This is a genomic window from Phytohabitans sp. LJ34 (assembly GCF_052068095.1).
GTDB lineage: Bacteria > Actinomycetota > Actinomycetes > Mycobacteriales > Micromonosporaceae > Phytohabitans.
In genome coordinates this window covers 112,694-137,653 of the sequence record NZ_JBQHDG010000022.1, presented here as the reverse complement: position 1 = coordinate 137,653, position 24,960 = coordinate 112,694, and the positions used below count along the sequence as shown (strand labels likewise).

At 71.7% G+C, this 24,960-nt stretch carries 15 protein-coding genes; 6 read left to right on the top strand and 9 right to left on the bottom strand.

All coding sequences use genetic code 11. From position 1 onward, the window contains the following. Positions 1-3 precede the first annotated feature (3 nt). Complete coding sequence (locus ACTMTJ_RS34000; RefSeq protein ID WP_441222761.1) at positions 4-9,651, bottom strand: RHS repeat-associated core domain-containing protein; 9,648 nt, start codon at positions 9,649-9,651, stop codon at positions 4-6. A 524-nt stretch (positions 9,652-10,175) separates the two neighbouring features. Between ACTMTJ_RS34000 and ACTMTJ_RS33995 the strand changes: the two genes are divergently transcribed. Further along, positions 10,176-11,777 (top strand): serine/threonine-protein kinase, encoded by a 1,602-nt coding sequence (locus ACTMTJ_RS33995; RefSeq protein WP_441222760.1) that lies wholly within the window; start codon positions 10,176-10,178, stop codon positions 11,775-11,777. Positions 11,778-11,928: 151 nt separating this feature from the next. On the opposite strand, the gene ACTMTJ_RS33990 is transcribed toward ACTMTJ_RS33995, so the two are convergent. Then, positions 11,929-12,603 (bottom strand): response regulator, encoded by a 675-nt coding sequence (locus ACTMTJ_RS33990; protein WP_441222758.1) that lies wholly within the window; start codon positions 12,601-12,603, stop codon positions 11,929-11,931. Then, entirely contained in the window at positions 12,600-13,847 is a 1,248-nt protein-coding gene (locus ACTMTJ_RS33985; RefSeq protein WP_441222756.1) for a sensor histidine kinase, read from the bottom strand. The genes ACTMTJ_RS33990 and ACTMTJ_RS33985 overlap by 4 nt, the downstream gene beginning before the upstream one ends. A 269-nt stretch (positions 13,848-14,116) precedes the next feature. On the opposite strand from ACTMTJ_RS33985, the gene ACTMTJ_RS33980 reads away from it, so the two are divergent. The 5 genes from ACTMTJ_RS33980 (at position 14,117) to ACTMTJ_RS33960 (ending at position 17,909) form a co-directional block, all read left to right on the top strand. Continuing rightward, the gene (locus tag ACTMTJ_RS33980; protein ID WP_441222755.1) at positions 14,117-14,566 is read left to right on the top strand and encodes a DUF1707 domain-containing protein; all 450 of its coding nucleotides are present in this window, start codon (positions 14,117-14,119) and stop codon (positions 14,564-14,566) included. An 82-nt stretch (positions 14,567-14,648) separates the two neighbouring features. Beyond that, the gene (locus ACTMTJ_RS33975) at positions 14,649-15,458 is read left to right on the top strand and encodes a metal-dependent hydrolase (protein ID WP_441222754.1); all 810 of its coding nucleotides are present in this window, start codon (positions 14,649-14,651) and stop codon (positions 15,456-15,458) included. Continuing rightward, a complete protein-coding gene (locus ACTMTJ_RS33970; protein WP_441222753.1) occupies positions 15,455-16,345 on the top strand; it encodes an amidohydrolase family protein in 891 nt (296 codons plus the stop codon). The genes ACTMTJ_RS33975 and ACTMTJ_RS33970 overlap by 4 nt, the downstream gene beginning before the upstream one ends. Before the next feature lie 50 nt (positions 16,346-16,395). Beyond that, positions 16,396-16,977: a hypothetical protein gene (locus ACTMTJ_RS33965; protein WP_441222752.1), complete on the top strand. Its 582-nt coding sequence runs from the start codon at positions 16,396-16,398 to the stop codon at positions 16,975-16,977. 242 nt (positions 16,978-17,219) lie between these two features. Continuing rightward, entirely contained in the window at positions 17,220-17,909 is a 690-nt protein-coding gene (locus tag ACTMTJ_RS33960; protein ID WP_441222751.1) for a DUF4352 domain-containing protein, read from the top strand. 433 nt (positions 17,910-18,342) lie between these two features. Here ACTMTJ_RS33960 and ACTMTJ_RS33955 read toward each other — a convergent pair whose 3' ends face one another. The 6 genes from ACTMTJ_RS33955 to ngcE all read right to left on the bottom strand — a co-directional run bounded on the left by ACTMTJ_RS33955 (position 18,343) and on the right by ngcE (position 24,925). After that, positions 18,343-18,681: a YciI family protein gene (locus tag ACTMTJ_RS33955; RefSeq protein ID WP_441222749.1), complete on the bottom strand. Its 339-nt coding sequence runs from the start codon at positions 18,679-18,681 to the stop codon at positions 18,343-18,345. A 44-nt stretch (positions 18,682-18,725) separates the two neighbouring features. After that, positions 18,726-19,319 carry a nucleotidyltransferase family protein gene (locus tag ACTMTJ_RS33950; RefSeq protein ID WP_441222825.1) on the bottom strand — a complete coding sequence of 198 codons (594 nt, stop codon included), beginning with the start codon at positions 19,317-19,319 and terminating at the stop codon, positions 18,726-18,728. A gap of 86 nt (positions 19,320-19,405) precedes the next feature. Continuing rightward, positions 19,406-21,037 carry a bifunctional 3'-5' exonuclease/DNA polymerase gene (locus ACTMTJ_RS33945; RefSeq protein ID WP_441222824.1) on the bottom strand — a complete coding sequence of 544 codons (1,632 nt, stop codon included), beginning with the start codon at positions 21,035-21,037 and terminating at the stop codon, positions 19,406-19,408. 601 nt (positions 21,038-21,638) lie between these two features. Next, the gene (locus ACTMTJ_RS33940) at positions 21,639-22,562 is read right to left on the bottom strand and encodes a carbohydrate ABC transporter permease (RefSeq protein WP_441222748.1); all 924 of its coding nucleotides are present in this window, start codon (positions 22,560-22,562) and stop codon (positions 21,639-21,641) included. Positions 22,563-22,574: 12 nt separating this feature from the next. Then, complete coding sequence (locus ACTMTJ_RS33935; RefSeq protein WP_441222746.1) at positions 22,575-23,486, bottom strand: carbohydrate ABC transporter permease; 912 nt, start codon at positions 23,484-23,486, stop codon at positions 22,575-22,577. A gap of 5 nt (positions 23,487-23,491) precedes the next feature. Continuing rightward, on the bottom strand, positions 23,492-24,925 hold the full coding sequence (ngcE, locus tag ACTMTJ_RS33930) for an N-acetylglucosamine/diacetylchitobiose ABC transporter substrate-binding protein (protein ID WP_441222745.1): 1,434 nt from the start codon (positions 24,923-24,925) through the stop codon (positions 23,492-23,494). Positions 24,926-24,960 lie beyond the last annotated feature (35 nt).

Below are 24,960 nucleotides of genomic sequence, written 5' to 3'. Positions count from 1 at the left end.
GGGTCACCAACTCCCCACTCTGGTCCGAATTCCCGTTACGCCCCATTCAGCGAGGAGCGCGTTGGCCTGGTCGACCTTCGTCTGAGAGGGTAGCTCATACACCGCCTGGAACCCGTGGTGGCGGGCGACAGCGGCTTGCCGCTCCGCTTCGTCTCTGCCGAAGCGGGTCAATCCGAGCTTACGGTCGATCGCCTCGTCACCGAACGCCGAATCGAATTTCGCGGTAACGACACCACCATTCCCGTCGGGCGCGGTGTATTGGGGAACCTGAGATCTTCCCGTCGCCAGATTCGATCGCGTTCCGACAGCGCCGCTTTGGTACCTGAACCAAGCACCTTGCGTGCTCGGCGCAGGCGGCGTCGAATTCTGGAAGCCTCCTTCGTCCACCCAGTTGGCGGCCGTCGTCGCCTTTCCGCAGCCGAAACTGATAGACGTACAGCCCCGGACGGCCGGCTTCAACCCCAGCGGGTCGGTGAGGTACGTGGGGGCGTTGCCGACGTACCGGTGGAGGTTGGCGTCGCCGCCGGCGAAGCCGACCGGGTCCTCGCTGATGAAGCGCTGGAGCGTCGGGCTGTAGTACCGGGCCCGGTAGTGGTAGAGGCTGTCGGGCCCGTCCTGCTCGCGACCGGTGTAGCGGTACGGGTTGCCGCCGTCGTTCCCGGCCACCGTCGTGCGGCCGAACGGGTCGTAGGCGTACCGGGCCTGGATGTCGCCCGTGCCGTTGGCGACCGCGACCGTGTTGCCGAGGCCGTCCGTGAGCAACCGGCGGATCGTGCCGCCGCTGGTGCGGTAGAAGACCTCGTCGACGCGACCGGAGATGGTCTGCGCGGTGACCGTCGCGCCGACCTTCTCCTGCACCGGGTTCAGGCCGTCGTACACGTACGACGTGGTGGAGCCGGTGGCTTCGATCTGGCTGGCCCGGCGGCCGAGCGGGTCGTAGGTGTAGCTGGTGGTCGGGCCGCCGGCCGTGGTCGCGGTGAGCTGCCCGCGGGCGTTCCAGGTGTACGTGGCGCGCCCGTCGGAGGTCAGGTTGCCGTCGAGGTCGTACGTGACCGCGGTGCCGGCCAGGTTGGTGAGCTGGTTCGCGGCGTTGTAGGTGGCCGGACCGAACGCGGCCGGGACGCTCGCTCGGGCGAAGTCACCGCCGATGCGGGTGGGACGGCCGGCCGCGTCGTACTCGTAGGTGATCTTGCCAACGACCTCGCCGGTGCCGCTCGCCGCGCGGACGTAGTCGATTTCCTTCAGCTGGCCCGCGGCGTCGTACGAGTAGCCCTGCCCCAAGGGGTCGGCGGGGTTGTAGGCGTAGGTCGACAGCAGGCGCCCGACCCCGTCCTGGTTCTGCCGCACGCCGTTGCCGGCGGGATCCCGCACGGTGCGCTGGCCGGTGGCCTCGACGTAGGTGTCGCTGTAGAGCGTCTGGCCACCCACGGCCACCACGACGCCGGGTTCGTCGGCCTGGGACGGCGGCGCGCGCAGGTACGTGACGGTGCCCTGCGGGCCGGCGTCCTCGGTGACCCGGTCCAGACCGTCGTACTTGTAGTTGGCCGTGCCGCCGGCGCTGTCGACGATCCGGGTGACCCGGTCGCCCTTGTCCAACGTGTACGTGACCGTGCTCTCCTGCGCGGTCGCGGAGGTCACGCCGTACCTGGCCGTCTGCACCCGGTCGAGCACGTCGGGCACGAACTCGGTCACCTTGCCACGCCGGCTCGTGTGCCGGGTCAGGTTGCCGTTCTTGTCGTACACATAGGACTCGACCCGGGTCAGCGGATCGGTGACCGACTCGAGCAGGTCCATGTTGTTGTACGCCAGGACCGTGGTCGCCAGGCGCGGGTCGGTGACCTTCGTCAGGTTGCCGTTGGCGTCGTACTCGAACGCGGTCGTCCGGCCCAGCGGGTCCATGACGGCCCGGACCTGGTCCATCCCGTCGTAGGTGGTCTCCGTGGTGCTGCCGGTGGGATCGGTGGACGCCACGACCCGCCCGGCGGAGTCGTAGGTGAGCCGCGTGGTCCGGCCCAGCGGGTCGGTGAACGACACCGGGTCGCCGAGCGCGTACCCGATGGTGGTGGTCTTGGCGTCGTTGTCGGTGACCGACGTGACCCGTCCGGCGCCGTCGGTGGCGTAGGTCGTCGTGTGCCCGACCGGGTCGGTCACCGTCTGGAGGGCGCCGTTGGGCTCGTACGTGAGCAGCGTCTCCGCGCCGTACGCGCCGGTGTACTTGCTGACCTCGCCGAACGGGCCGTCCCGGGTGAAGCGCTCGGTGTGCGCCTCGGGCGTACCGGCGAGCCTGGTGATCCGGATGACGTCACCGGCGGCGTTGTACTCGAACTCGGTGCGCCGGTTGAGCGCGTCGACGGTCGCCGTGGGCAGCATGCCGGCGGCGTCCCGCTGGATGGTGGTCACCTGCTCGGCCGCCGTGCCGAGCCCACGCGTGTCGGTGAGTACCTGGCCCTGGGCGTTGAAGGTGAACCGCCGCACGGTGTTCCGCGGATCGGTGACCCGGGTCTCGGTGATCCGGCCCGCACTGTCCTTTGTGTACGCGAAGGACCAGAAGCCGCCGTCCGGCGCGGTCTGCTTGAGCACGCGCCCCTCGGCGTCGTACTCGTTGGTCAGGTAGACGAGGTTGCGCGCGTCCCGGATCGTCTTGAGCCGGCCGTTCTCCCACGTGTACTTCGTGACGCCGTTGTTCGCGTCGGTGACGGTGTCCAGGTAGCCGTTGACGTACGTGTACGAGACGGAGCGGCCGAGGCTGTCCTCCGCCCGGGTCACCTGGGGCGGGTTGGCGGTGTTGTAGGTCAGCTTGATCCACTTGCCGCTGGGCGAGGTGATCTGGGTGACCGGCCCGCGGGCGCGCACGTTGCCGTCGGGGTCGGCCGGCGCCGGCGCCCGGGTGATGGTGGTGGTGTTGCCGTAGCGGTCGCGGATCGCTTGCAGCGGAGCCTCGTCGCCGAGCACCAGCGTGGTGCCGTCGCGCAGCTTGATGTCCCACCCGTTGCCGTTCCAGTACATCAGCGCGCCGCGGAACTCGGCACGCGGCGACGGGTCGGCCGCGAAGACCGCGTCCAGGAACGTCTTCTCGCCGGGCACGATCCGTCTGAAGTGGATCCGGCTGCCGTCGCCGAGTACCAGGTCGGCTTCCAGGTAGGTGAAGTTGCCGATGTTGCCGGTCGACCAGGGGAACGCGCCGTAGTCGAAGCTCGTGCCGACGCCGAACGCACGCAGGTACGGGTCGCCCTGCTGGTACGTGCGGCGCAGCGCGATCGGCATCACGTCGTCGATCGCCAGGTCGGTGACCTGGTCGACGAGCAGGCCGGTGGAGGGGTCGACCGGGTCGGCGACCCGGGCCGGCGACTTCGGCGCGACCGGCGGCGGCTCGTGGCCGGGCACCGCGGTCATCGCCCCGGTGAACCGGTAGATCTTCACGTCGCGGTCGGGCACCACCCGCTTGCCGTCGGGGCTGACCGTGCCGCGCCCGTAGATGTGCCAGCCCTGGCCCTCCGGGTCGTAGCTCCAGAAGTCCATCCGGGTGCCGGGCGACTCGCCGGTGTAGTTCGGGTAGACGACCTGGGCGCCGGCCGGGAAGAGGTAGCCCCCGCCGGGCTGGACCGTGAAGTAGATGGGCACCCGGGTCGGCGGCAGCGGGAAGGGCGGCCGGTCGATCGGGATCGCGGTGATGGAGAGTTCCTTGGCCACCTTGCCGTCGCCGTCGCGCACGACCGTGCCGGCCGGGACGCGGACCTCCAGGCCGGGGATGGCCGGGGTGCGCAGGACCACCGGCGCCCGGGTGGGACTGTCGACCTTGACGGTCGCGGCCTTGTCGATCTCGGGCAGGAAGATCGTGTACGGCAGGTGGGTGGTGATGCCCGCCTGGAGGTCGACGCCGATGTCGAAGACCCCGTACGACGTGCCGCCCACGCCGCGGGCGTCGACGCGCAACACCCGGCGCCCGGACTCCACACCGGAGAGCAGGAAGCGTCCCTCGGCGTCGGTCTTCACCCGCACCTGGCCGGCGGTGAGGGTCACGTCGCGCAGCGGGGTGCCGGCGACCGTGCGCACCTGGCCGGCGACCGCGGTCGTGTCCTTCGGCGCGGAGCCCAGGCCGGCCGGCGCGGGCGGGGCGCCGAAGCGGGTGATCCAGTCGCGGCCGGCGAGGTTCTTCGCGTCCGGCTTCCAGGCCCGCTCGGCCTTGGGCGCCGGCTGTGCCGCCTTCGGGAAGCCACACGCCCGCCAGCCGGCGGTCGGCGCGCCCGCGTCCGGCTCGCCGGCCGTAGTCCGCTTCGCCGGGCGGGGCGGCGCCGTGACCGCGAAGCCGGTCGCCGCCGCCGGCCGGCTCTCCGCCATGGCGGGGCACCGCTCGACCGGCTCGGCGGGCTTCGCCGCGGACGCCGCCGCGAATGCCGCCGTCCGGGTGGCCACACCCAACGTGATCGAGCCGGTGCCGCCCAGGGCCGGCTTGACGACCACCAGGTACCGGCCGGTCGCGGGCAGCGCCGGAATGTCCACGGTGGACTGGATGGAGAGCAGCGACTCGTCGACGACGACGGCGCCGTTCGGAGCCAGCACGCGCAGGTCGTAGAAGGTCTTGCTGAACGAGGCGCCGGCCATCGTCACCCGGCGCGCGTCACCGGCCGTGCCGTCGAACGCGATCCGCGCGGTCTGGCCCGGCCGGGTCACGGTCACCGGCAGCCCCGGCCCGTTGACGGTCGCGACGCCGCCGTCGGCCTCGGTGGAGGCGATGACGGTCAGGTTGGCGGTGGCGCCGCCGTCCGGGTCGATGACCACCTCGTACGTGCCGGCGACCGGGAGTGCGGGCAGGTCCAGGCCCTCGGACGTCGGCGTGAACCGGGTCACCAACTGCGAACCGTCCGGCCGGTACGCGGTCAGGTTGACGAACTGGACGCTCGCCGCGCTGAAGCCGAGGTTGAGCCGCTGCCCGGCGGCACCGGTGAAGCGGATCCGCGCGTTCTGGCCGGCCTTGCCGATCGAGACTGGCGTGCCGGCGCCGTCGACGGCAACGGTGCCGCCGTCCAGCTCCGGCGAGAGCGCGAGCGTGATGGCGCCGGTGCCACCCGAGTCCGGGTCGAGGAGGATCTCGTACGTGCCGGTGACGGACAGCTGCGGCAGGTCCACGTCACCCGCCCAGGTGACGATCTGGTTGCCACCCGGTCCGTACACCTGGAACCAGACGTCGTCCGGCAGCGCGGAGGAGACCACGCCGAGGCTGAGCCGCTGGCCGGCGGTACCGGTGAAGCGCAGCCGCTGGTTCTGCCCGGAGCGGGCGACGGTGACGGTCTTGTCGGTGCCGGCGGTGATCGTGCCGCCGTCGGCCTCACCGGAGAGCCAGGCCCGCGCCCCGCCGGTCGCCGGGCCGGCCACCACGATCAGCTCGTGCCGGCCGGCGGCGGTGAGCTGGATGTCGAACTCCTCGCCGCCGCTCAGGTTGCGCCGGGTGCCGTCCGGGTTGACGAGCGCCACGGCGGGGCGGTAGCTGACCCCGCCGGCGCTCAGCGTCAGGTCGGAGAAGCCGAGGCCGAGCCGCTGCCCGGCCGTGCCGTCGAACGCGAGCCGCGCCCACTGCCCCGGCCGGCTGAACGTGATCGGGTTGCCGGCGCCACCCACCGCGAGCGTGCCGCCGTTGATCTCCGGCGACAGCCACATCCGGGCCGAGCCGAGGCCGGCGTTGCGGACCCCGACCACCACCCGGTACGTGCCGGGCATCTGGGTCTTGAAGCCCAGCGACGAGTCCCGGACGGCCGCGAACTCGTCCCGCCACAGGCCGACGGTGTCGCCGGGCGGCGCGTACACCGCGATGTCGAGCTGGGCGTTGGAGGGCAGCGACCAGTCGCCGAAGCCGAGGTTCATGGCGGCGTTCTCGCCGCCGGTGAAGGTGAACTCGGTGTATCGCCCGGCCCGGTCGACCGTGAACGTCGAACCCTGCCCGGCCGCGTCCAAAGTGCCCTGTGCCTGCCGGGACAGCGTCAGCGTCAGCGCGCCCGCGCCGGCGGGCGGCTCGATGGCGATCTGGTACACGCCGGCGGTGGTCAGGGCGGGCAGGCCGATCCCGCCGGTGATGCCGGGGACCTCGCGGGCCGTGTCGAACTGGTCGCGGGCGAACGAGCCGCCGTACGGCGTGTACAGCCGGACCTTCGACGTGCCGGTGACGGCGGCGCCGGTGAGGCCGAGGCTCAGCTTGTCACCGGGGTTGCCCTCGAAGCGGAACAGTCCGGTCTTGCCCGCCGGCACGGTCACCGTCGTCTGTGGACCGTCGACGGCCAGCCGGCCGCCGTCCACCACGTTCGCCGTCGTGTACGGCCGCGGGGGCACCACGAAGTCGGTGTCCGATGTGGCCACCCCGCCCGGCGTGCGCACCTGGACCCGGCCGCTGGTCGCCGCGTCGGGCACGACGACGGTGAGCTGCGTGGTGGTGGCCGCGGTCACCCGGGCCGTGGTGCGCCCGAAGACCACGGTGTCCCGCGCCCGGTTCGGGTCGAACCCGGAGCCGTTGATGGTGACCGTGCTGCCCGGGTCGGCTCCGGTGGTGGAGATGCCGGTGATGTCAGGCGCCGGACTGCCCGGTATCACGGTGAACGGAGATGGGCTTGCCCCCTCGGGGCCCTGTCCGCCGTTGAGGGTCACCTTGATCGGCCCGGTCGTGGCACCCGGCGGCACGAGGACGACGAGGCGCCCGTTCGCGGACGAGACGATCTCCGCCGGAGTCGAGGTGCCGGTGAAGGTGACGGTCGGGTCGGTGATCGTCAGGTGGGAGACACCGATCTCGACCCGGGACCCGACCGCGGCCCGCGCCGGCACCACGCTCAGGACGCTGAAGCCGTAGTCGCGGCGCTCGACCCCGCGCAGGTTGCCGTTGGCGTCGTAGTCGTAGATGGCCGTGCCGCCGTTGCTCTCCTGGCGCATGGCCACGAGCTGGCCGGCCGCGTCGTAGTACAGGTGGTGTGGTCCGGCCGGGGCGACCCGGAAGGTGTAGGCCGCCGTCGCCGACTGGCGACCGGCCCGGTCCTCGTTCCAGAACGTGAGCGTGCGCTGACCGTCGATCGGTGGCGCCGCGAACACGGACCTCAGGTCCATCGCGGTGAGGCCACCACTCGACGTCGACTGGTCGGTGTCCCACCGGTACCTGACGGTCGTGATGTCGCCGATCGCGAGCGCCTCCGCCGCGGTGAGCGCACGGTTCCACACCTGCACCGTGCCGATCCGCCCCGGATAGAAGGCGGCGTCGCTCCCGTTCCACTGGGCCCGGCCCACCGCCGTCCGCCCCGCGGCGTTCGCCGTTCCGGTGTACGCCACGCTGCCCTGTGACCGGCCGTTCACGTACAGGGTGAGGGTCTGGGCGGGCGCGTCGTAGACCCCCGTGAGGTGGGTCAGCGGGCGGGCTGTGCCGTCGCCGCCGAAGTCCGCGGCCGCCCGCGACGCGACGTAGGTGAGCGTGGGACTGTCGGTGTCCGAGTTCGGTCGGGCGAACGTCCACTTGCGAGAGTCGCCCGAGTAGCCGAGCGTGAAGCCACTCACCCGGGTGCCGTCCTGGCTCAGCGCCGTGACCGACCGATCGGTCTGCTCCAGGCGCACCCACGCCGACACCGTGAAGCTGCCGGAGGTGTTGAGCACAGGCCCCTCGGTGACCGCGGAGTCGTCGACCCCGTCGAACCGCACAGCGGGGCTGGCGTCGGCGCTGAAGCTGAGACCCCCGCGGGCGGAGAGGTCGTGCCCGTTACCGGTGCGGTCGAAGTTCGCGCCGTCCGTGAGCGACCACTGGGCCGCCTGCCCGGCGGGCCAGCCGGCCGGGCGCGCCAGGAAATAGCCCGGCTGGCCGGCCGCGCCGTGTTCCTGACCGTCGGCCGGATAGTCCACGGAGGACACCACGGGTGCGGTGGGTGGACCGGTGTCCACTGTGAACTCGCACCACGCCGACCACGCCGTGACGCCTCCCGCCGCGTCGCGCGCCCGCACCCGCCAGGAGTAGGTGCCGCCCTCCACGAACTGGCCGGCCGGTACGGTCGTGGTCGCGTTCGCGCCGGATGCGACCGAGACGGTCGCACCGTTGATGCGAACGCCGCCGCTGTGCCACCACTCGAACTCGGCGCTGGGCGAGCCCCCGTCCGGGTCGGAGACGACCGCCTGAAGCTGCGGGGTCAGGCTGCCGATGAACGGCCGGTCGGCGCTGGCAACGCATGCCGTGGCCGGCACCGTCGCCCGGGTGCCGAGGACCGGGTACGACTGGTAGGTCACGCTCGCGTAGGGCACCTGGCTGGTGTCGGTCGCTTCCCGCGAGCGAAACTGCTTGAACGTGGTCACGGCCGTCTCGTCGGTGGCCCGCAGGCCCATGTGCGCCGTCGTGGCGTTGGCGCTGGCCGCGCGCTGGAAGAAGTTGACCCCGTTGACCGGCGCCCACGCGTCGGCGCAGTCGGTGGAGCCGTGCGTGGCGGTGGAGGTCGCCTCCCGGTTGAGCCAGGCCGGCTGGTTGGTGAAGCGGGTGCTCGTGCTGGCCGCGCCGGTGGTCCAGATCTCCCAGCTCTGCGCGGTGCACGTATGCGACCAGAAGTTCCAGAAGTTCACGGTCGCGGCCTGGATGTGCTTGCCGGCGAGCACCGCGGTGTTCCAGGTCAGGAAGGATCGGTTGATCGTCGGTGGGGCGGTCGCGAGGAGCCCGATCTGGAGGTCGACGGCGCCGCTCTGGTTGGTGGTCAGCCCTTCGCGCACGTACGTGTCGAAGGTGGTCGAGAGCGGGTTGACGGTCGGGTCGAGGGTGACCGGGTAGCGGGTGCCCGGCGCCCGGAGCCACTTCTGGTCCGGTCGCAGCGTCAGCCGCACCCCGCCGCGCTTCGCGTCGCTGGTGGAGGTGCTGATCGGCTGGGTGCGCGCCGGGGAGCCGTCGGGCAGGGTCTTCGCGTCCCACATCGCCGGCGCCGGTACGGTCGCCGTCGTCCGGCCCGCGGCGTCGAGCAGCGTGATGTCGCCGGCCTTGTCCCGCCGGTGTTTCGCCGCTCCGGGTCCGGACAGCAGCAGCGGCACCGCCGCCACGCGGCCGGCGGCGGCCCGCTCCTTCACGACGAGGGACTGCGCGAAGCCGGTGCGGGTCGCCTCCACGACGAGGTCCACGCCGGGCAGGGCGTCCACGTACGTCGCGCGGGTGCCGTTCAGCACCGGCCGGGGCAGCGCGCCGGTCCAGCTCATGGCGACGCGGGCGGCGCCGAGGCCGACGGCGGCAAGCTCGTGGGTGCCCTTGGGGCGCGCGCCGGACAGCCGCAGGTCGTTGGGGTGCCCGGCGGGCGCTACGGCGTCGCCGCTCTCGCGGAGGGTGAGGTCGATCGGCTGCCAGCGGCCGTCGCGCGCGAAGCGGACCGGCGCGGCGTGGATCTCCGCCCGCGCCGTCCCGTCCGGCGCGGCGAAGACCCGGGCGGTCTCGGAGCGCTGGTCGAGGACCTCGACCTCGTGGCCGCAGGCCCGGGCGACGGTGGCGGCGGCCTCCTGGTCGGGTCGCGCCCCGACGCAGGCCACCGCCGGCTCGCCGCGACCGCGGACCGCGGGCACGTCGCCGACGATCGTGGCCAGCAGCACGAAGGCGACGGCGACCCGCACCCCGATCGCGCCGTGGCGGCCCCATCGAGCCCGCCAACCAGACATCCGCGAACGCCGCATAGTGGCCTCCCCCGTACGAGCGCCAGATCGAGCGAGCGGATCTAAGCGGACCGATCACCGTGTGCACAACCACGAATCACGAGCGGTAGTCGGCAAGCCGACACCAGGGGTGGCGCGAGCATTGAAATAGTGACATGGATCACAACGGTTGGGCACGCAGCGTGATGTCCGATGTGGACCCTTCCGCCCTATGCCTCCATTTAACCGGGACGATTGATGCCCGCCACGGGCCGACTGGCGTTTATGTACGAATTCAATAGGCGCGCGCCGGCACGGATTCACCCATTCGAGTGCCAATTCCCCGAGTACCCAGAGTGATGTCCCATGTGGACGGACGGGGCGGTGTATCCCTTGAAAGGTCCCTCGTTTGGCGGGCCGTAGGCCACCATTGGTCCCGACCGTTCTGGATCATTGGTCCAGGTTTTCCGGGCAACCCCGGTTTGTTATCTGCTCGTAATGCGGCCCTCGCCGCGTCTGTTTATCGTGGTGGCTCAGGGGACCGGGATGGGGGAGCCTTGTCGTCCGTGTGGCGAGTACTCATCGCCGAGCGGTACAGCCTTGTCAAGCCGGTCGGCAGCGGTGGCATGGGCAGGGTCTGGCTGGCCCGCGACGAGATGCTGCGGCGTGAGGTGGCGATCAAAGAGGTCGTGCCACCCGACTGGATGACGGCCGAGGAGCGCGAGATGCTCCGCGAGACCACCATCCGCGAGGCGCGCGCCGCCGCCCAGCTCAACCACCCCAACGCCGTGCAGATCTACGACGTGGTCTACACCGAGGGCCGCCCGTGGATCGTGATGGAGTACGTGCCGTCCCGCTCGCTCCAGGAGGTCGTCCAGCAAGACGGACCGCTGCCGCCGGAGCGGGTCGCGCAGATCGGCCTCGCCGTGCTGTACGCGCTGCGCGCCGCCCACGTCGCCGGCGTCCTGCACCGCGACGTCAAGCCGCACAACGTGCTGATCGCCGAAGACGGTCGGGTCGTGCTGACCGACTTCGGGCTGGCCACGTTCGACGGCGGCGACGGCGCGCTGACCCGGGCCGGGCTCATCATGGGCTCCCCGCAGTACGTGGCGCCGGAGCGGGCCAAAGACGGCATCTCCACCGTCGAGACCGACCTGTGGTCGCTGGGCGCCACGCTATTCGCGGCCGTGGAGGGGCGCTCGCCGTACGCCCGGTCGACCACCATGGCCACGCTCACCGCCCTCGCCACCGCACCGCCCGACCCGGCCACCCACGCCGGCGCGCTCCGCCCGGTGCTGGGCGGGCTGCTCCGCAAGGACCCCAAGCACCGGCTCAACGGCGCCGAGGCCGAGCGGCTGCTGCGCCGGGCCGCGCTGCCACCGCCCGCCGTGCCGCCGCGTACCCGGCTGCTGCCACGGCCACGGCGGTCGCCGGACGACCCGCGGCCCGAGTTTCCCGCCGAGGGTTCCGGCCGCCGGCGCCGCCGGCTCGCGATCGCGGCCACCGCCGCCCTCGTCGCCGCGATCAGCGCCGCCACCGCCGTGGTCGCGCTCAGCCGCGACGACCGGAGGACGGGCCAGCTCGTCGGCGCCTCGGTGCCTTCGTCCAGCCCGTCGGCGCCGGCGAGCGGGGCCGGTGCGGGCACGGGCATGCCGTGCGGCTCGCCGCCCACCGACGCCGGCCTGAAACGCCCTGAGCCGCCCGCCACACCGCGGTTCGCGCTCGCGGACGGCTTCGCGTGGCACGCCGACCCGAGCGGCTTCCGGGTAGCGGTGCCCTCGTCGTGGACCTACTACCGCGACGGCGACGTGGTCTGCTTCCGCGAGCCGGGCAGCCCCCGCCTGCTCGCCGTCGACACCGCGCCCGGCCTCAAAGGCGACCCGGTCAAGCACTGGGAGTCGGAGGAGCGCAAGGTCGTGGCCGGCGGCGCGCTCAACGACTACCGCAAGGTCGCGATCCTGCCCAACCGCTACTTCAAGGGCGGCGCCGACTGGGACTGCACCTGGCTGAGCGCCAAGGGCGAGCGGCTGCACGCCCGGCAGGAGCTTTTCCGCACGTCGGCCAAGCGGGCCTACACGATCCTGTGGATCACCCGCGCCCTCGACTGGGCCGGCAACCTCGCCTACCTCAACATGATCAACGCAAGCTTCGCCCCCGCCAAAGGCTAGACGGCCTTCGCGGACCTGGCAGCGGAGGTCGGGGATCTCGGCTCGCCCCGCGAGCCGCCGACCGCAGCGGTCTCCGGCGGGAGCGGCGGTCCGCAGCTGACGCGGACCCGGGAACCCGGTTTGAAAGCCCTGACGCCGCAAGGCCTCCAGATCAGCTCAGCCAGCCGGGGCGGACCAGGCCGGCCTCGTACGCGTACACGACGAGCTGGGCGCGGTCGCGGGCGCCGAGCTTGACCATCGCGCGGCTCACGTGGGTCTTGGCGGTGGCCGGGCTGACCACGAGGCGGGCGGCGATCTCCTCATTGGACAGTCCGGCGCCGACCAGCGCCATCACCTCGCGCTCCCGGTCGGTCAGCTGCTCCAGCGACGGCTCGGGCGCGGCCGGCTGGGCGCCGCCGCCACGGCCCGCGAACTCGGCGATCAGCCGCCGCGTCACACCCGGCGAGAGCAGCGCGTCGCCGGCCGCGACCGCGCGCACGCCACGCAACAGCTCGACGGGCTCGGTGTCCTTGACCAGGAAACCGGAGGCGCCGACGCGCAGCGCCTCGAAGAGGTACTCATCCAGCTCGAACGTGGTCAGGATGACGATCCGGGTCGCCGCCAGCGCCGGGTCGGCGGCGATCCGGCGGGTGGCCTCCAGGCCGTCGACGCCGGGCATCCGGATGTCCATCAGCACGACGTCGGGCCGGGTCTGCCCGGTGAGGCGCACCGCCTCGACGCCATCGGCGGCCTCGGCGACCACCTCGATGTCGGGCTCGGCGTCGAGCAGCGCCCGGAACCCGGCCCGCACCAGCCCCTGGTCGTCGGCCAGCAGCACCCTGATCATGCGTCCCCCTCGTCCGCGCGCCGCTCGGCGCGTGATCCGTTGTCGCGGGCCGGGGCGGGCGTGGCCAGCGGGAGGGCGGCCGCGACCGCGAAGCCGCCGCCGTCGGCCGGGCCGGCCACCAGCGTGCCGCCCAGCGCCGCGGCCCGGGCCCGCATGCCGGCGATGCCATTGCCCGCCTCGGGAGCCACCGGGCCGCCCACGCCGTCGTCGGCCACCCGCACGGTCACCTCGCCGTCGCCGTAGCCGATGGTCACCATGGCGGCGGCCGCCGAGCCGGCGTGGCGGCGCACGTTGGTGAGCGCCTCCTGCACGATCCGGTAGGCCGCGCGGTCGACCTCGGCCGGCAGCGGGCGCGGCTCTCCCTCGACCACCGTGCGCACCGGCAGCCCGGCGTCGGCGGTGAGGTCGTCGAGCCGGGCCAGGCTGGGCGCCGGCGCGCGGGGGGCGGCCTCCTCCTCCGGGCGCAGCACACCGAGCACCGAGCGCACCTCGCGCAGCGCCTCGGCACTCGCGGACTTGATCGCGGTGAGCGCCTCGCGGGCCTGCTCGGGGCGCGTGTCCATCAGGTGCAGCCCCACCCCGGCCTGTACGTTGATCAAGGACAGGTGATGGCCCAGCACGTCGTGCAGCTCGCGGGCGATCCGCAGCCGCTCCTCGCTGGCCTGCCGCTTTTCCTGCTCGACGCGGGCCCGGGCCTGCTCGGCGCGGTATTTGGCGACCTCGGCGAACTGCTGCCGGCGCACCCGATTGGCCTCGGCCAGCAGCAGCGAGACGGCGACAGCGCCCGCGATGGCCACCGCCCGACCCCAATCCGGACGGGCGACGACCGCATAGGCGGCGTAGCCGGTGGCGACGATGGCCCACGAGACCATGCGCTTGCCCGCGTCGATCGCCGCGAAGAGGGCGAAGATCGCCGCCAGGTAGAACGGCCCGCGCGGCTCCTCCGCCCAGGCCGCGAAGCCCACGGCGCTCGCGATCGTGACGGCCAGCACCGGCACCGGAAACTTGTATCGCAGGCCGAGCGCGATCGGGCCGGCGAGCAGGATCGCGTATCCGATCGCGTCGGGGTCGGTGCGCGCGGTGCGGGCCGCGAGCACCTGGGCCACGCCGGTGACGATCACCATGCCGCCGCCGTGGCGCTTGCGGCTGGGATCCCACTGGCGGGCCTCCCACCGCGCGCGGCGGGCCTCCCACCGCGCGTCACGCCGCTCCCACGGCGGACGGCGGCGGTGGTCTCTGCTCACGGTCTGACCGTAGGGCACGCGGCCCGGCCTCGGCATCGCCCCGCGGCGGCTATCGCGCCTACCCCGCCGGGAGTACCCGGGCCCGGCACACCTCCCCCTCCACTACTCCCCCGGTGGTACCCGCCCGCCACCCCTGCTCCCACCGGCGGCCGGACGATGCCTCCGCCGGCCCGACGCGCCCGGCTCGCCGTTCGGCGACCCTCGATGACATGACAGCAGCGGATACCGGCGCCGGGCGTGTGCGAGCCTCGGACGCCGAACGGGAACAGATGGCGACGATTCTCCGGGCCGCGATGACCGAGGGGCGGCTGGACCTGTCCGAAGGCGAGGAGCGGCTGGCCAGGGCGTACGCGGCGACGTACCGGGACGAGCTGCGCGGGCTCACCACCGACCTGCCCGACGGCGGCCGGCGGGCGCTGGCCGACACACCGGAGGCGAGGGCGTTCGCGCGCGGCATGCTGCGGCGGCACGTCGGCGGGGCGATGGTGTTCAGCGCGATCCTGGTGGGTTTGTGGGTGCTCTCCGGGGTGGCGTTCTTCTGGCCGATCATCCCCATGGTGTTCATCTTCTTCGGGCTGGCCCGGCACGCGGCCTGGCACCGCCACGGCGGCTACCGCCACCCCGGCGAGTGGCGCGGCCCGCGCGGCCGCGACTGGCGCGTCGAGGCGGAGTACCGCGGGCGCGGCCCGTGTGGCCGGGGCTACCGCGACGAGTGGTGACCGCACCACCCGACCGCCACGGTGGCGAGTACCACCGTGGCGGTCGTTGAATGTGGACTGTCGCTCTGCGACAGTCCCGCGCATGATGGGGCCGTCTCACGCGTTGTCCGGCGCGGCTGTGTGGCTGGGTGGTTCGTGGGCGCTTGACCGCTTCGCCGGATACGAGCAGTCGCCCCTCGCCATCGCCGTCGGCACCGCGGTCTGTGCCGGCGGCGCGCTCTTTCCCGACCTCGACCTCTCCGGCAAAGTCACCCGCAACAAGGGCGGTGCGACGGTCGCGCGCACGTTCGGCGTGGCGTCGCTCTTCCTGGCCGAGGTGATCGAAAAGCTGTCGCTCGCCGTCTACCACGTCACCAAGCTGAGCGACGACCCCGAGCGGGAAAACGGCCACCGCACGCTCACCCACACGCTTCCGTTCACGGTGGTGGTGGGCTGGGGCACGACGGCGCTGTGCACCGCGTACGGCAAGTGGGCGGTCGTCGCCATCCTCTTCCTCATGATCGGCCTCGCCCTCCGCGGCCTCTTCGACGAGTGGGCCAAGCGCGCCGGCTGGCTGCTCATCACGCTCATCTCCGCCGCGGCCGCGTGGGGCACCGCGCTGCGCCTGCCCGGCGACCGGGGATACCCGATGCTGGGCCTCGCGGTCGGCGTGGGCTGCCTCGTCCACCTGTTGGGTGACCTGATCACCCGCGCCGGCGTACCCATCCTGTGGCCCATCCCCACCGGGCGGCGCATGTGGCGGATGTTCGGCCTGCCCGGCGGCCTCGCGGTACGCGCGGGCGGAGCGGTGGAGGTCTATCTGTTCCGCGGCGCGTTCATGGTGGTCTCGCTGCTGTCCGCGTGGGGGCTGCTGGCGCCTTCGGTGCTCCGCCGGTTCAATATCGAGGTGTGACAGTCTCGGGTGACAACGCGGTCCCGGGGTTCTGGGGTGGTCTCGGCCTGCCCGGCCTGGCCGACGTGCACGTGCACTTCCTGCCGCCGCGCATGCTCCGCCGTGTGTGGGCGCACTTCGACGAGGCCGGCCCGCTGGTGGGCGTGGAGTGGCCGATCCGCTACCGGTGGTCCGACGCGGAGCGGGTCGCCCACCTGGAGAAGCTCGGCGTACGGGCGTTCACCGCGCTGGCCTACGCGCACCGCCCCGGCATGGCCGCCGACCTCAACGACTGGACGCTGGCGTTCGCCCGCGCCACGCCCGGCTGCCTCCCGTCGGCGACGTTCTATCCCGAGGATGGCGTGACGGAGTACGTGACCGCCGCGCTCGACGCGGGCGCGCGCGTCTTCAAGGTGCACCTCCAGGTGGGTGGCTTCGACCCGCTCGACGACGCGCTGACGCCGGTGTGGGGCCTGCTCGCCGAGGCGGGGGTGCCGGTCGTCGTGCACGCCGGGCACGCGCCGATGGCCGCCGAGTACACCGGCCCATCGCCCTTCGCCGCCCTGCTCGCCCGCCACCCGCGCCTCCCCGCGATCGTGGCGCACATGGGCGCGCCGGACTACGAGGAGTTTCTGGCGCTGGCCGAGTCGTACGAGCGGGTGGCGCTCGACACCACGATGGCGTTCACGCCGTTCTTCGACCAGTTCGTGCCGTTTCCCCCTTCGCTGCGCCCGCGCCTGCGCGAGCTGGGGCTGGGCGGCAAGGTGCTGCTCGGCAGCGACTTCCCCAACATCCCCTACGAGTACGCCGACCAGCTCACCGGCCTGATCCGCCTCGACCTCGGCGACGACTGGCTGCGCGCGGTCTGCTGGGGCAACTTCGCCAGGCGGTTCGGCCATGCTGTTTGAGCGGCGGTTGCGCGCGGTCGGCCGGGACCACCTCGCCCGGAGGTGCGGCCATGCTGTTTGAGCGGCGGCTGCGCGACGGCATCGCGGAGGGCACCATCACCGCGGCGCTGCGCCGCTGGCGGCGTCCCCAGGTCGTGGCCGGCCGGACATATCGGACCGGCGCCGGCCTGGTGGAGGTGACCGCCGCCGACCCGGTACGCCCGGAGGACCTCACCCCCGCCGACGCACACGCCGCCGGCTTCGACAGCGTGGCCGCGCTGCTCGCCCATCTCCACGGCCCCGCCGACGGCCATCTCTACCTGCTCCGCTTCCGCCGGGTGGCCGGCCCCGACCCGCGCGCCGCACTGGCCGCCGACGACCGCCTGGACGACGCCGGCGTGGCCGCCATCGACCTGCGACTCGCCCGCCTCGACCACGCCAGCACCCGCGGCCCGTGGACCGCCGCCGCACTGCGGGCGATCGCGGACCATCCCGGGGTACGCGCGGCCGACCTCGCGGCCGCGCTGGGCCGAGACGTGCCGTCGTTCAAGGCGGACGTGCGCAAGCTGAAGGCACTCGGCCTGACGGAGAGCCTGGAGGTCGGCTACCGCATCTCCCCACGCGGCGCCGCCTACCTCACCCACCGCCCCTGACGACCGCCGGCGCGCGGTGCACTGCCGAAATGTCCGAACGGACAGCCCGCCTCGCCGCGGAGATCGAAACCGCCGACTACGCGGACCCGTTCGGCGAACCATGACCTTGATCTGACAGCACACCCTGCGACGGGATCACTACCGTGACCGGCCGATCCCCCTTCAAAACGCGGCGGTCGGCACGCTCAGCAGGGTCCAGCCGGCCGCCGTCTTCTCCCGCGGACCCCGCATTGGAGAGCACCGTGACATACCCCAGCCCGCCGGTCAGCCCGGGTCAGCCGCAGCCGCCGTACCACGCCGGCCCGGTCATGCCACCGCCGAAGAAGAAGTCCAACGTCGGCCTCACCATCGGCATCGTCGTGGCCGTCTTCGCCGTCCTTTGCATCGGCGGCGCCGTCGCCGCCGCGGTCGCCGGCGACCCCAGCACGACCACCACGAGCACCAGCGGGCAGCAGGCCGAGGAGCCGAAAGACGCGCCCGCCGCGCAGGCCGAGGAGAAAGCGGAGACCGCCGAGGAAAAGCCGAAGACGTACCGGGTCGGTCAGACCGTCCGCGGCGGCGACTTCGAGTTCGTCGTGCACAGCGCGAAGTGCGGAATCGCCCAGGTCGGCAGCGAGTTCCTCAACAAGAAGGCCCAGGGGACCTTCTGCCGTGTCGACGTCAGCGCCAAGAACGTGACCAAGAAGGCGCACTACTTCCACGCCGACGGCACCGTCACGGCGAAGGACACGACCGGTCGCGAGTTCTCGGCCGACGGCGAGGCCAACATCTACGGAAACAAGGACGGCGCCGGGTTCCTGGACGAGATCAACCCGGGCAACAAGGTACGCGCATTCGTCTACTTCGACGTGCCCAAGGGCACCAAGCTGGCCACGGTCACCTTCGACGCCGGACTGTTCACCCTCGCCGAGGACGCGGCCGTGACCCTCTGACAGCCGACCGCCTAGAGACCTTTCGGGGTCGGGGTCGCCGCCCGTCGTGATGCTTCGAGGCCCGCCATCCTGACGCAGCGTAACCAGCCAAAGGGGCGAGACTTCGAGATCTAGGAGACTTAGGGTTGAAATAGCGCCCTAACTCTCCTAGATCTCGAATCTCGCGCCGCTCACACCACCGCAGCGGTTACCCGCGGCGACGAAACCCCCGCTACTCTCCCGGATCGCCGATCCGGGAACAGACATTGTGGACAAACGTCGACCACCGGCGCGACCAACGGCGGACGGGTGAGGCCGCGGGAGCAGCGGTCCGGACCACGACGGACATCGCGGTAGCTCAAATCTGTCTAAATAGGGGGCGCCGAAAGCCACAACGACTCCGAAAAGTCTCTAGAGCGGCCCGGGGACCTCTCCAGGGCCGCTCGGCGGGCGGTCAGCCCCAGATCGGGCGGATCTCGGTGGCCGAGCCGATCGGGCAGTGCTTCGCGACCTCGACCGCCTCCGCGTGGTCGGCAACGTCGATGACGTAGTAGCCGCCGATGCCCTCCTTGAGCTCGATGAACGGCCCATCCGTCAGCACCGGCCCGTCGTCGCCCGGGCGCAGGGTCGTCGCCGTGTCCTGGGCGGCCAGCGCGCCGCCGGTCCACGGGATGCCGCGCCCGTCCAGGTAGCGGATGAACGCGCCGTGTGCGGCCAGGGCGGCGTCCAGGCGCTCCTTGGACACCGACTGCCAGTCGGTGTCGGGCTCCCAGAGCAGCAGGATGAACTTCATGACCCCATGACGATCAGCGGACCCGGATGATCGACAGCCTATGCTCAGGTGCGCACTCGCTGCGCGGGGATCGTCAGCTTGAAAGCGGCCACCGCCTCCGGGCTTTCCAGCCGCGCGCCGTCGGCGATGCGGTCGCAGGCCACGTCGAGCACCTCGTGCTTGTGGGCCAGCAGGTAGGGCCGGGCACCGGCGTCGGCGTGCGCGACCGTCGAGATGCCGGGCCAGTGCTTGCGGCCGAAGAGCATCGGGAAGCTGCGGCGGCCCTCGTAGGTGGCGCAGACCAGCACGTCGGAGTACGGGAGTGCGGCCACGCGGCGCACCGCGTGTGCTGTCACGCCCGGCATGTCGACCGGGACCACCACGACCGCGTCGGCCTCGGTGTCGGTCAGGGCCTTGAGCCCGGCGCGCAGTGAGCTGCCGATGCCGCGGCCCCACGTCTTGTCGATCACCACGCTCGCGCCCTTGAGCTCGGCCGCGGCCTGTACCTCGTCGGCGGCCGCGCCGAGGATGACGACGACCGGCTCGCAGCCGGCGTCGCGCACTGTCTCGATCGCCCGGTCGACGAGCGGTGTGCCGTCGTGTTGCAGTAGTGCCTCTGGCCCGCCGATCCGGCGCCCCCCGCCGGCGGCGATGACCATCCCCGCGGTCGTCATCGCGAACACCCCCCCAGGTGTGCCGCGTCAAGTGTGAGCGCTCAACCTCCTGTGGGAAAGACCCGAGCGGCTCATTTGGCGTCGGCGTAACAATCAACGACGGACACGTCGAGGGGGAAGCGGACCGCCGTGCCTCCGAAAAGCAGCTGGCCCGCGCGGGTGGCGGCGGCGCGCACGGCCTCGCTGACCTCGGCGGCCCGCTCCTGTGGCGCGTGCACGAGCACTTCGTCGTGCTGGAAGAAGACGAGGTCGGCGCCGGTGCCGGCGAGGTCGCCGCGGAGCGTGGCGAGCAGCGTGAGCGCCCACTCGGCGGCCGTGGCCTGGATGACGAAGTTGCGGGTGAAGCGACCGCGGGCACGCGCGCGGGACCCGTCGACGGGCCCATACTCCTCCCCGCCGACCGGCACCGAACGGGGCGGGCAGGTGCGCCCCAGCCACGAGCGGACCAGCCCGCCGCCCTCGCCGGTGCGGGCGGCCGCCTCCACGTACTCGAACGCGGTCGGGTAGTTGCGCTTGAGCGTGGCCAGGGCGGGGACGGCGGCGCCGCCGGTCTGGCCGTACATCGCGCCGAGCAGGGCCACCTTCGCGCGAGCCCGGTCGCCGCCGAAGGCGTCGGCGGCCAGCGCGGCGTAGAGGTCGCCCGAGGCGGCCGCGGCGGCCAGCCGGTCGTCGCCGGAGACCGCGGCGAGCACGCGGGGCTCGAGCTGGCCGGCGTCGGCCACCACGAGCTTCCACCCGGGGTCGGCGACGACCGCCCGGCGGACGACCTTGGGAATCTGTAGCGCTCCCCCACCCCGCGTGGCCCAGCGGCCGGAGACCACGCCGGCCGGCACATACTCCGCGCGGAACCGTCCATCGTGGACCCACGCGTCGCGCCAGGCCCAGCCGTGCGCGGTCCAGATGCGGTAGAGCTCCTTGTGCTCCAGCACCAGCGGCACCGCCGGATGATCGACGCCGCGCAGCGACCAGGCGCGCGTATTGGGCAGCTGGACGCCGGCCCGCGCGAACGCGCGCAGCAGCTCCTGCGGCGACTCGGGATGCAGCTGCCGCACGCCGAAGGCGGCCGCGATCTTCGCGGAGAGCTCGGCCAGGCGGCGGGGCGGGCCGCCCACCGGCGACGGCTCACCCAGCAGCTCCAGCAGCAGCTGGTCGTGGATGTCGGCCCGCCACGGCAACCCGGCGGCCCCCATCTCGGCGGCGATCAGCGCCCCGGCCGACTCGGCCGCCACCAGCAGTCGAAAGCGGCCGGGATGCTCGGTGCGGGCGACCCGGGCCGCCTGGTCGGCGTAGACCCGGGCGAGGACGGCCGGATCGTCCGCGGGCGGCGGCGCGTCGTCGAAGAGCGAGGCCTGGGCATCGCCGGGCGGCGCGGCCGCGCGCGGCGGCGGATCGGGCGGCACCGGCGCGCCGGTGAGCCGGGCATCGGCCGCCGCGAGCGAACGCGGCTCACCCCACCGCCCGTCGTAGCCGAGCAGCAGCGCCTCGGTCAGCTCGACGTCGTGGCAGCGCTCGACCCGCACCCCGGCACGCAGCAGCGGCGGATAGGCGGCCGCCGTCGACCCCCACACCCGCCGCCCGTCAACCTCCACCTGCGCATTCTGCACGACCGGTCCGACAGATGTACTAGAGACATCCGGAGTCAGGGTGCCTGTCCTGGGTTGAAGACATATTTTGCCCACGTCCGCGTCAGCTGCGGACCGTATGCTCCCGCGGGGACCGCTCCCGGCCGGCGGCTCGCAGCGCTCGCCGAGATCCCCGGCCGTCCACTGCCAGGTCCGCGAGACAAGCCCCAAAGGCGGCCTTCACGGACCTACCTCCGCCATCCTGACGCACCGTCACCAGCCAAAGGGGCGAGACTTCGAGATCTAGGAGACTGAGGGTTGAAATAGCGCCCTAACTCTCCTAGATCTCGAATCTCGCGCCGCTCACACCACCGCAGCGGTTACCCGCGGCGACGAAACCCCGCTACTTTCCCGGATCGCCGATCCGGGAACAGACATTGTGGACAAACGTCGACCACCGGCGCGACCAGCGGCGGACGGGTGAGGCCGCGGGAGCAGCGGCCTGGACCACGACGCACATCGCGGTAGCTCAAATCTCTGTCTAAATAAGGGGTCGAAGCCACTCCGACTCCGAGAGGTCTCTAGAGACCTTTTCCCGCGTTCGTGTCAGTTGTAGACCGTATGCTCCGCGGGCACCGCTCCGGTCGGTCGGGAGAGCTGTCGAGCTGCGCATCGCACCACCGGGTCTCGCGCCGGTGCGGCGGCCGCGGGCGTCCGGAGACGCCCGCGACAGCCGTTGCCGCTACTTGACCGCGCCGGCGGTGAGGCCGGACTGGATCTGGCGCTGGAAGATGGAGTACATGACGATCATGGGGAGGATGGAGAGGGTGACGGCCGCGAAAAGGGCCGCCCAGTCGGCCTCGTAGCCGGCCTGCACCGAGATGTTCGCGATGCCCTGGGTGAGCACCCACTTCTGTTGCGCGCCCTCGCCCTGCATGAGCGCCACCGGCAGCAGGTACTGGTTCCACTGGCCGATGATGTTGAAGATCGTGATGCTCACCAGCGCCGGCCGCGCCATCGGCATCATCACCTGGAAGAACAGGCGCGTGTGCGACGCGCCGTCCATCACCGCCGCCTCGGCCACCGAGTTGGGCAGCGTCTTGAAGAACGCGGCCAGGAAGAACACGGTGAACGGCAGCGAGTACGCGATGTAGACCAGGATCAGGCCGGTGAACGTGTTGCGCAGGCCCATGTTGTTGACGATGAGGAAGAGCGGGACCAGCGCGAGGAACACCGGGAAAGCCAGGCCGGAGACGAACAGGTAGTAGATGACCCGGTTGCCGATGAACTTGTACCGGGCCAGCACGTACGCCGCCATCGAGCCGAAGAGCATCGTGCCCGCCGTGCTCAGCGTGACCACGAAGACGCTGTTGAGGAAGTAGCGGCCGACGTGCGCCTTGTTCCACGCCCGCACGTAGCTGTCGAAGTCGATCTCCTTCGGCAGGCTGAACGGGTTGCCCAGGTACATCTCGGTGTTGGTCTTGAACGAGGCGAGGAACATCCAGAGCAGCGGGGCGAGGATGATGATCGCCCAGACCGCGAGCCCGACGTGCGCGAGGCTGTTGAGCAGGCCGACCTCGCGGCGGCGCTCCCCCGCCGGGCTGGCGTGCCGCCGCGGCGGGGCGGGGTCCCGCCGCGCGGGCGCCGGGGTGTCGATGCGTGCCACTGTCGATACCCCCTAGAGCTCGATCGTCTCGCGCCGGCTGACCCGCAGGGTCAACGCGGCGAACGTGATGGTCAGGAAGAACAGCGCCACGCCCATCGCCGAGGCGTAGCCGAACTGCGAGTAGTCGAAGGCGTTGCGGTAGATCTCCATGCCGAGCACTGTCGTGGCGCCATCCGGACCGCCCCGGTCGATCGAGAGCACCTGCACGATCGCGAACGCGTCGAACGCCGCGATGCCCAGGTACACCCAGGCGACCTGGAGTGTGTCCCACAGCAGGGGCAGCGTGACCTTGAAGAACATGCTGCCCCGCCCGGCGCCGTCGAGCACCGCCGCCTCGTAGATGTCCTTCGGCACCGACGCCATGCCGGCGGAGAAGAGGACCACGTAGAAGCCGACCGCCTGCCACACGAGCACCGCGATGATCGCGAAGAGCGCGATGTTCTTGTCCGCCATGAACGGCACCGGGTCTACCCCGACGAGCCCGAGGAAGCCGTTGAGCAGGCCGCTCTCGTCCGGGGCGTACACCCGCTGGAAGATCACGGCGACGATGACGACGGCGAGGACCTGGGGGAAGAAGAACACGATCCGGTAGAACTTCGACCCCCAGACCCCCGTCATCACGCCAGCCTTCGACCCTCCACCCACGTTCAGCAGGAACGCGAAGACGAGGGCGATCGCGATGGACGCCAGCGGCAGGACAAGCAGCAACACGCCGTGATGCCGTACGGCCTTCCAGAAGGTGTCGTCTTCGAGCAGCCGCCTGAAGTTGTCCAGCCCGATGAACTTCGGGTTAGCCGAGACACCGCGCCAGTTGGTCATCGCCAGGTAGAAGGCCTGGAGATACGGCGCGATCACGAAGGTCACGTAGATCGTGACCGGCGCGATCAGAAAGCCGACGATGAACGGGTACCTGCCATGCCGCATGACGACTACCGCGTGAACTTCTCGATGGAGGGGTCCTTCTTCACCGCGTCCGCGACCTTCTGCATGCGGGTCACGAACTTGTTGGCGTCACCGCCGTTGAACATCAGCTCGTTGGTGGCCGCCCGGCACTCGTCGTCCATCTTCTTGTACCAGGTGTCCCAGCGGTAGGCGAAGTAGTCGCTGCCCGCCGCCTTGAGCATCGCCTCGCTGCTGGTGAGGCCGGGCGAGATGGTGAGGCCCTCGGTGGCGCCCTGCACGACCGTCAGCACCTTGGTCAGCTGCGTGAAGCCCTTCGCGCCCTCCTTGGAGAGCATGTGGCGCAGGTACTCCATGCCGCCGCGCGGGTTCTTGCCCTTGGACGCGACGAAGTACATCTCGCCGGCCGCCGCGTAGATCGCGGTCTGCGGCAGCTTGTCCGACGAGCTGGCGCTCGGCACCGGGATCACCGCGTAGTTGAAGCCGGCCGGGGTGTCCTTGGCCTGCTCGTTCTCCAGCCAGGAGCCGGAGGGGTAGAAGACCACCTGATCCTGGTTCTGCTGGAGCTGGACCTCGGTGTGGCGCAGGCCGAGGTGCGCCTTGAGCATGTACTTGCTGCCGATCTCGCCCCACATCTGTGCGGCCTGCTTGACCGGCTCGGCAGTCCAGGCGCCGTCCTCGAGGTTGTCGATGTTCTTGAGGACGTCCGCGCCACCGATCTTGGCGGCGGTCGTGAGGATCACCAGGTACTGGTAGTAGGCGGCGTTCGCGCCCGCGTACGCGTACCCCGTCTTGCCGGCGGCCTTGGCCTTGTCCAGCAGCGCGGTGAACTCGTCCCAGGTCTTCGGCGCGGTCCAGCCGTTGGCCTGGAAGAGCTTGTCGGAGTACCAGAGGCCGAAGACGGTGAAGGCGTAGTTGAGCACGTAGGGCTTGCCGTTGAACGAGCCCTGCTCGATCGTGCCCGGCACCAGCGTGTCCTTGACCGTCTTGCCGGCGATGTCCAGCGACGGCGCGTTGAACAGGTCGGTCAGATCCTGCACCTGGCCCGCCTGCACCAGCGCGCCCTGGTCCATCAGCTTGGAACCGGCGTTGTTGACCATGTCCGGCGGGTCCTCGCTGGTGAACCGCGGCTGGAGCACGGTCGCCATCTCCTCGGCCTGGTTGAACTTCACGTCGGCCTCGGGGAACGACTTCTTGTACGACGGCACGTGCACGTCGGTGGCGTACTTGGTGCCCAGGCCGCCGTTGAAGATGTAGAGCTCCAGCGGAGCCTTGGCGTCGACGCCGAGCGGGTTGGTGGCGCTCTTCTCGCCCTCAGCCTGGTTGTCCGGCTCGTCATCGCCGCTGCCCAGGCATCCGCTGAGCAGACCGGCGGCCGGGGTCGCGAGCAGACCGGCGGCCGCAGCCCGGCCCAGCAGTCTGCGGCGGGTCAGATCCGACGTTCCGTCGGGGGTTACGGACATGATGCGTCTCCTCGTTGGGTGTTGGGTGGGACTGT

Coding starts and splice junctions, on each gene's coding strand:
- ACTMTJ_RS34000 (WP_441222761.1), bottom strand. CDS start 9,651: ATGCGGCGTTCGCGGATGTCTGGTTGGCGGGCTCGATGGGGCCGCCAC.
- ACTMTJ_RS33990 (WP_441222758.1), bottom strand. CDS start 12,603: ATGATCAGGGTGCTGCTGGCCGACGACCAGGGGCTGGTGCGGGCCGGG.
- ACTMTJ_RS33980 (WP_441222755.1), top strand. CDS start 14,117: ATGGCGACGATTCTCCGGGCCGCGATGACCGAGGGGCGGCTGGACCTG.
- ACTMTJ_RS33975 (WP_441222754.1), top strand. CDS start 14,649: ATGATGGGGCCGTCTCACGCGTTGTCCGGCGCGGCTGTGTGGCTGGGT.
- ACTMTJ_RS33965 (WP_441222752.1), top strand. CDS start 16,396: ATGCTGTTTGAGCGGCGGCTGCGCGACGGCATCGCGGAGGGCACCATC.
- ACTMTJ_RS33955 (WP_441222749.1), bottom strand. CDS start 18,681: ATGAAGTTCATCCTGCTGCTCTGGGAGCCCGACACCGACTGGCAGTCG.
- ACTMTJ_RS33950 (WP_441222825.1), bottom strand. CDS start 19,319: ATGGTCATCGCCGCCGGCGGGGGGCGCCGGATCGGCGGGCCAGAGGCA.
- ACTMTJ_RS33935 (WP_441222746.1), bottom strand. CDS start 23,486: ATGCGGCATGGCAGGTACCCGTTCATCGTCGGCTTTCTGATCGCGCCG.
- ngcE (WP_441222745.1), bottom strand. CDS start 24,925: ATGTCCGTAACCCCCGACGGAACGTCGGATCTGACCCGCCGCAGACTG.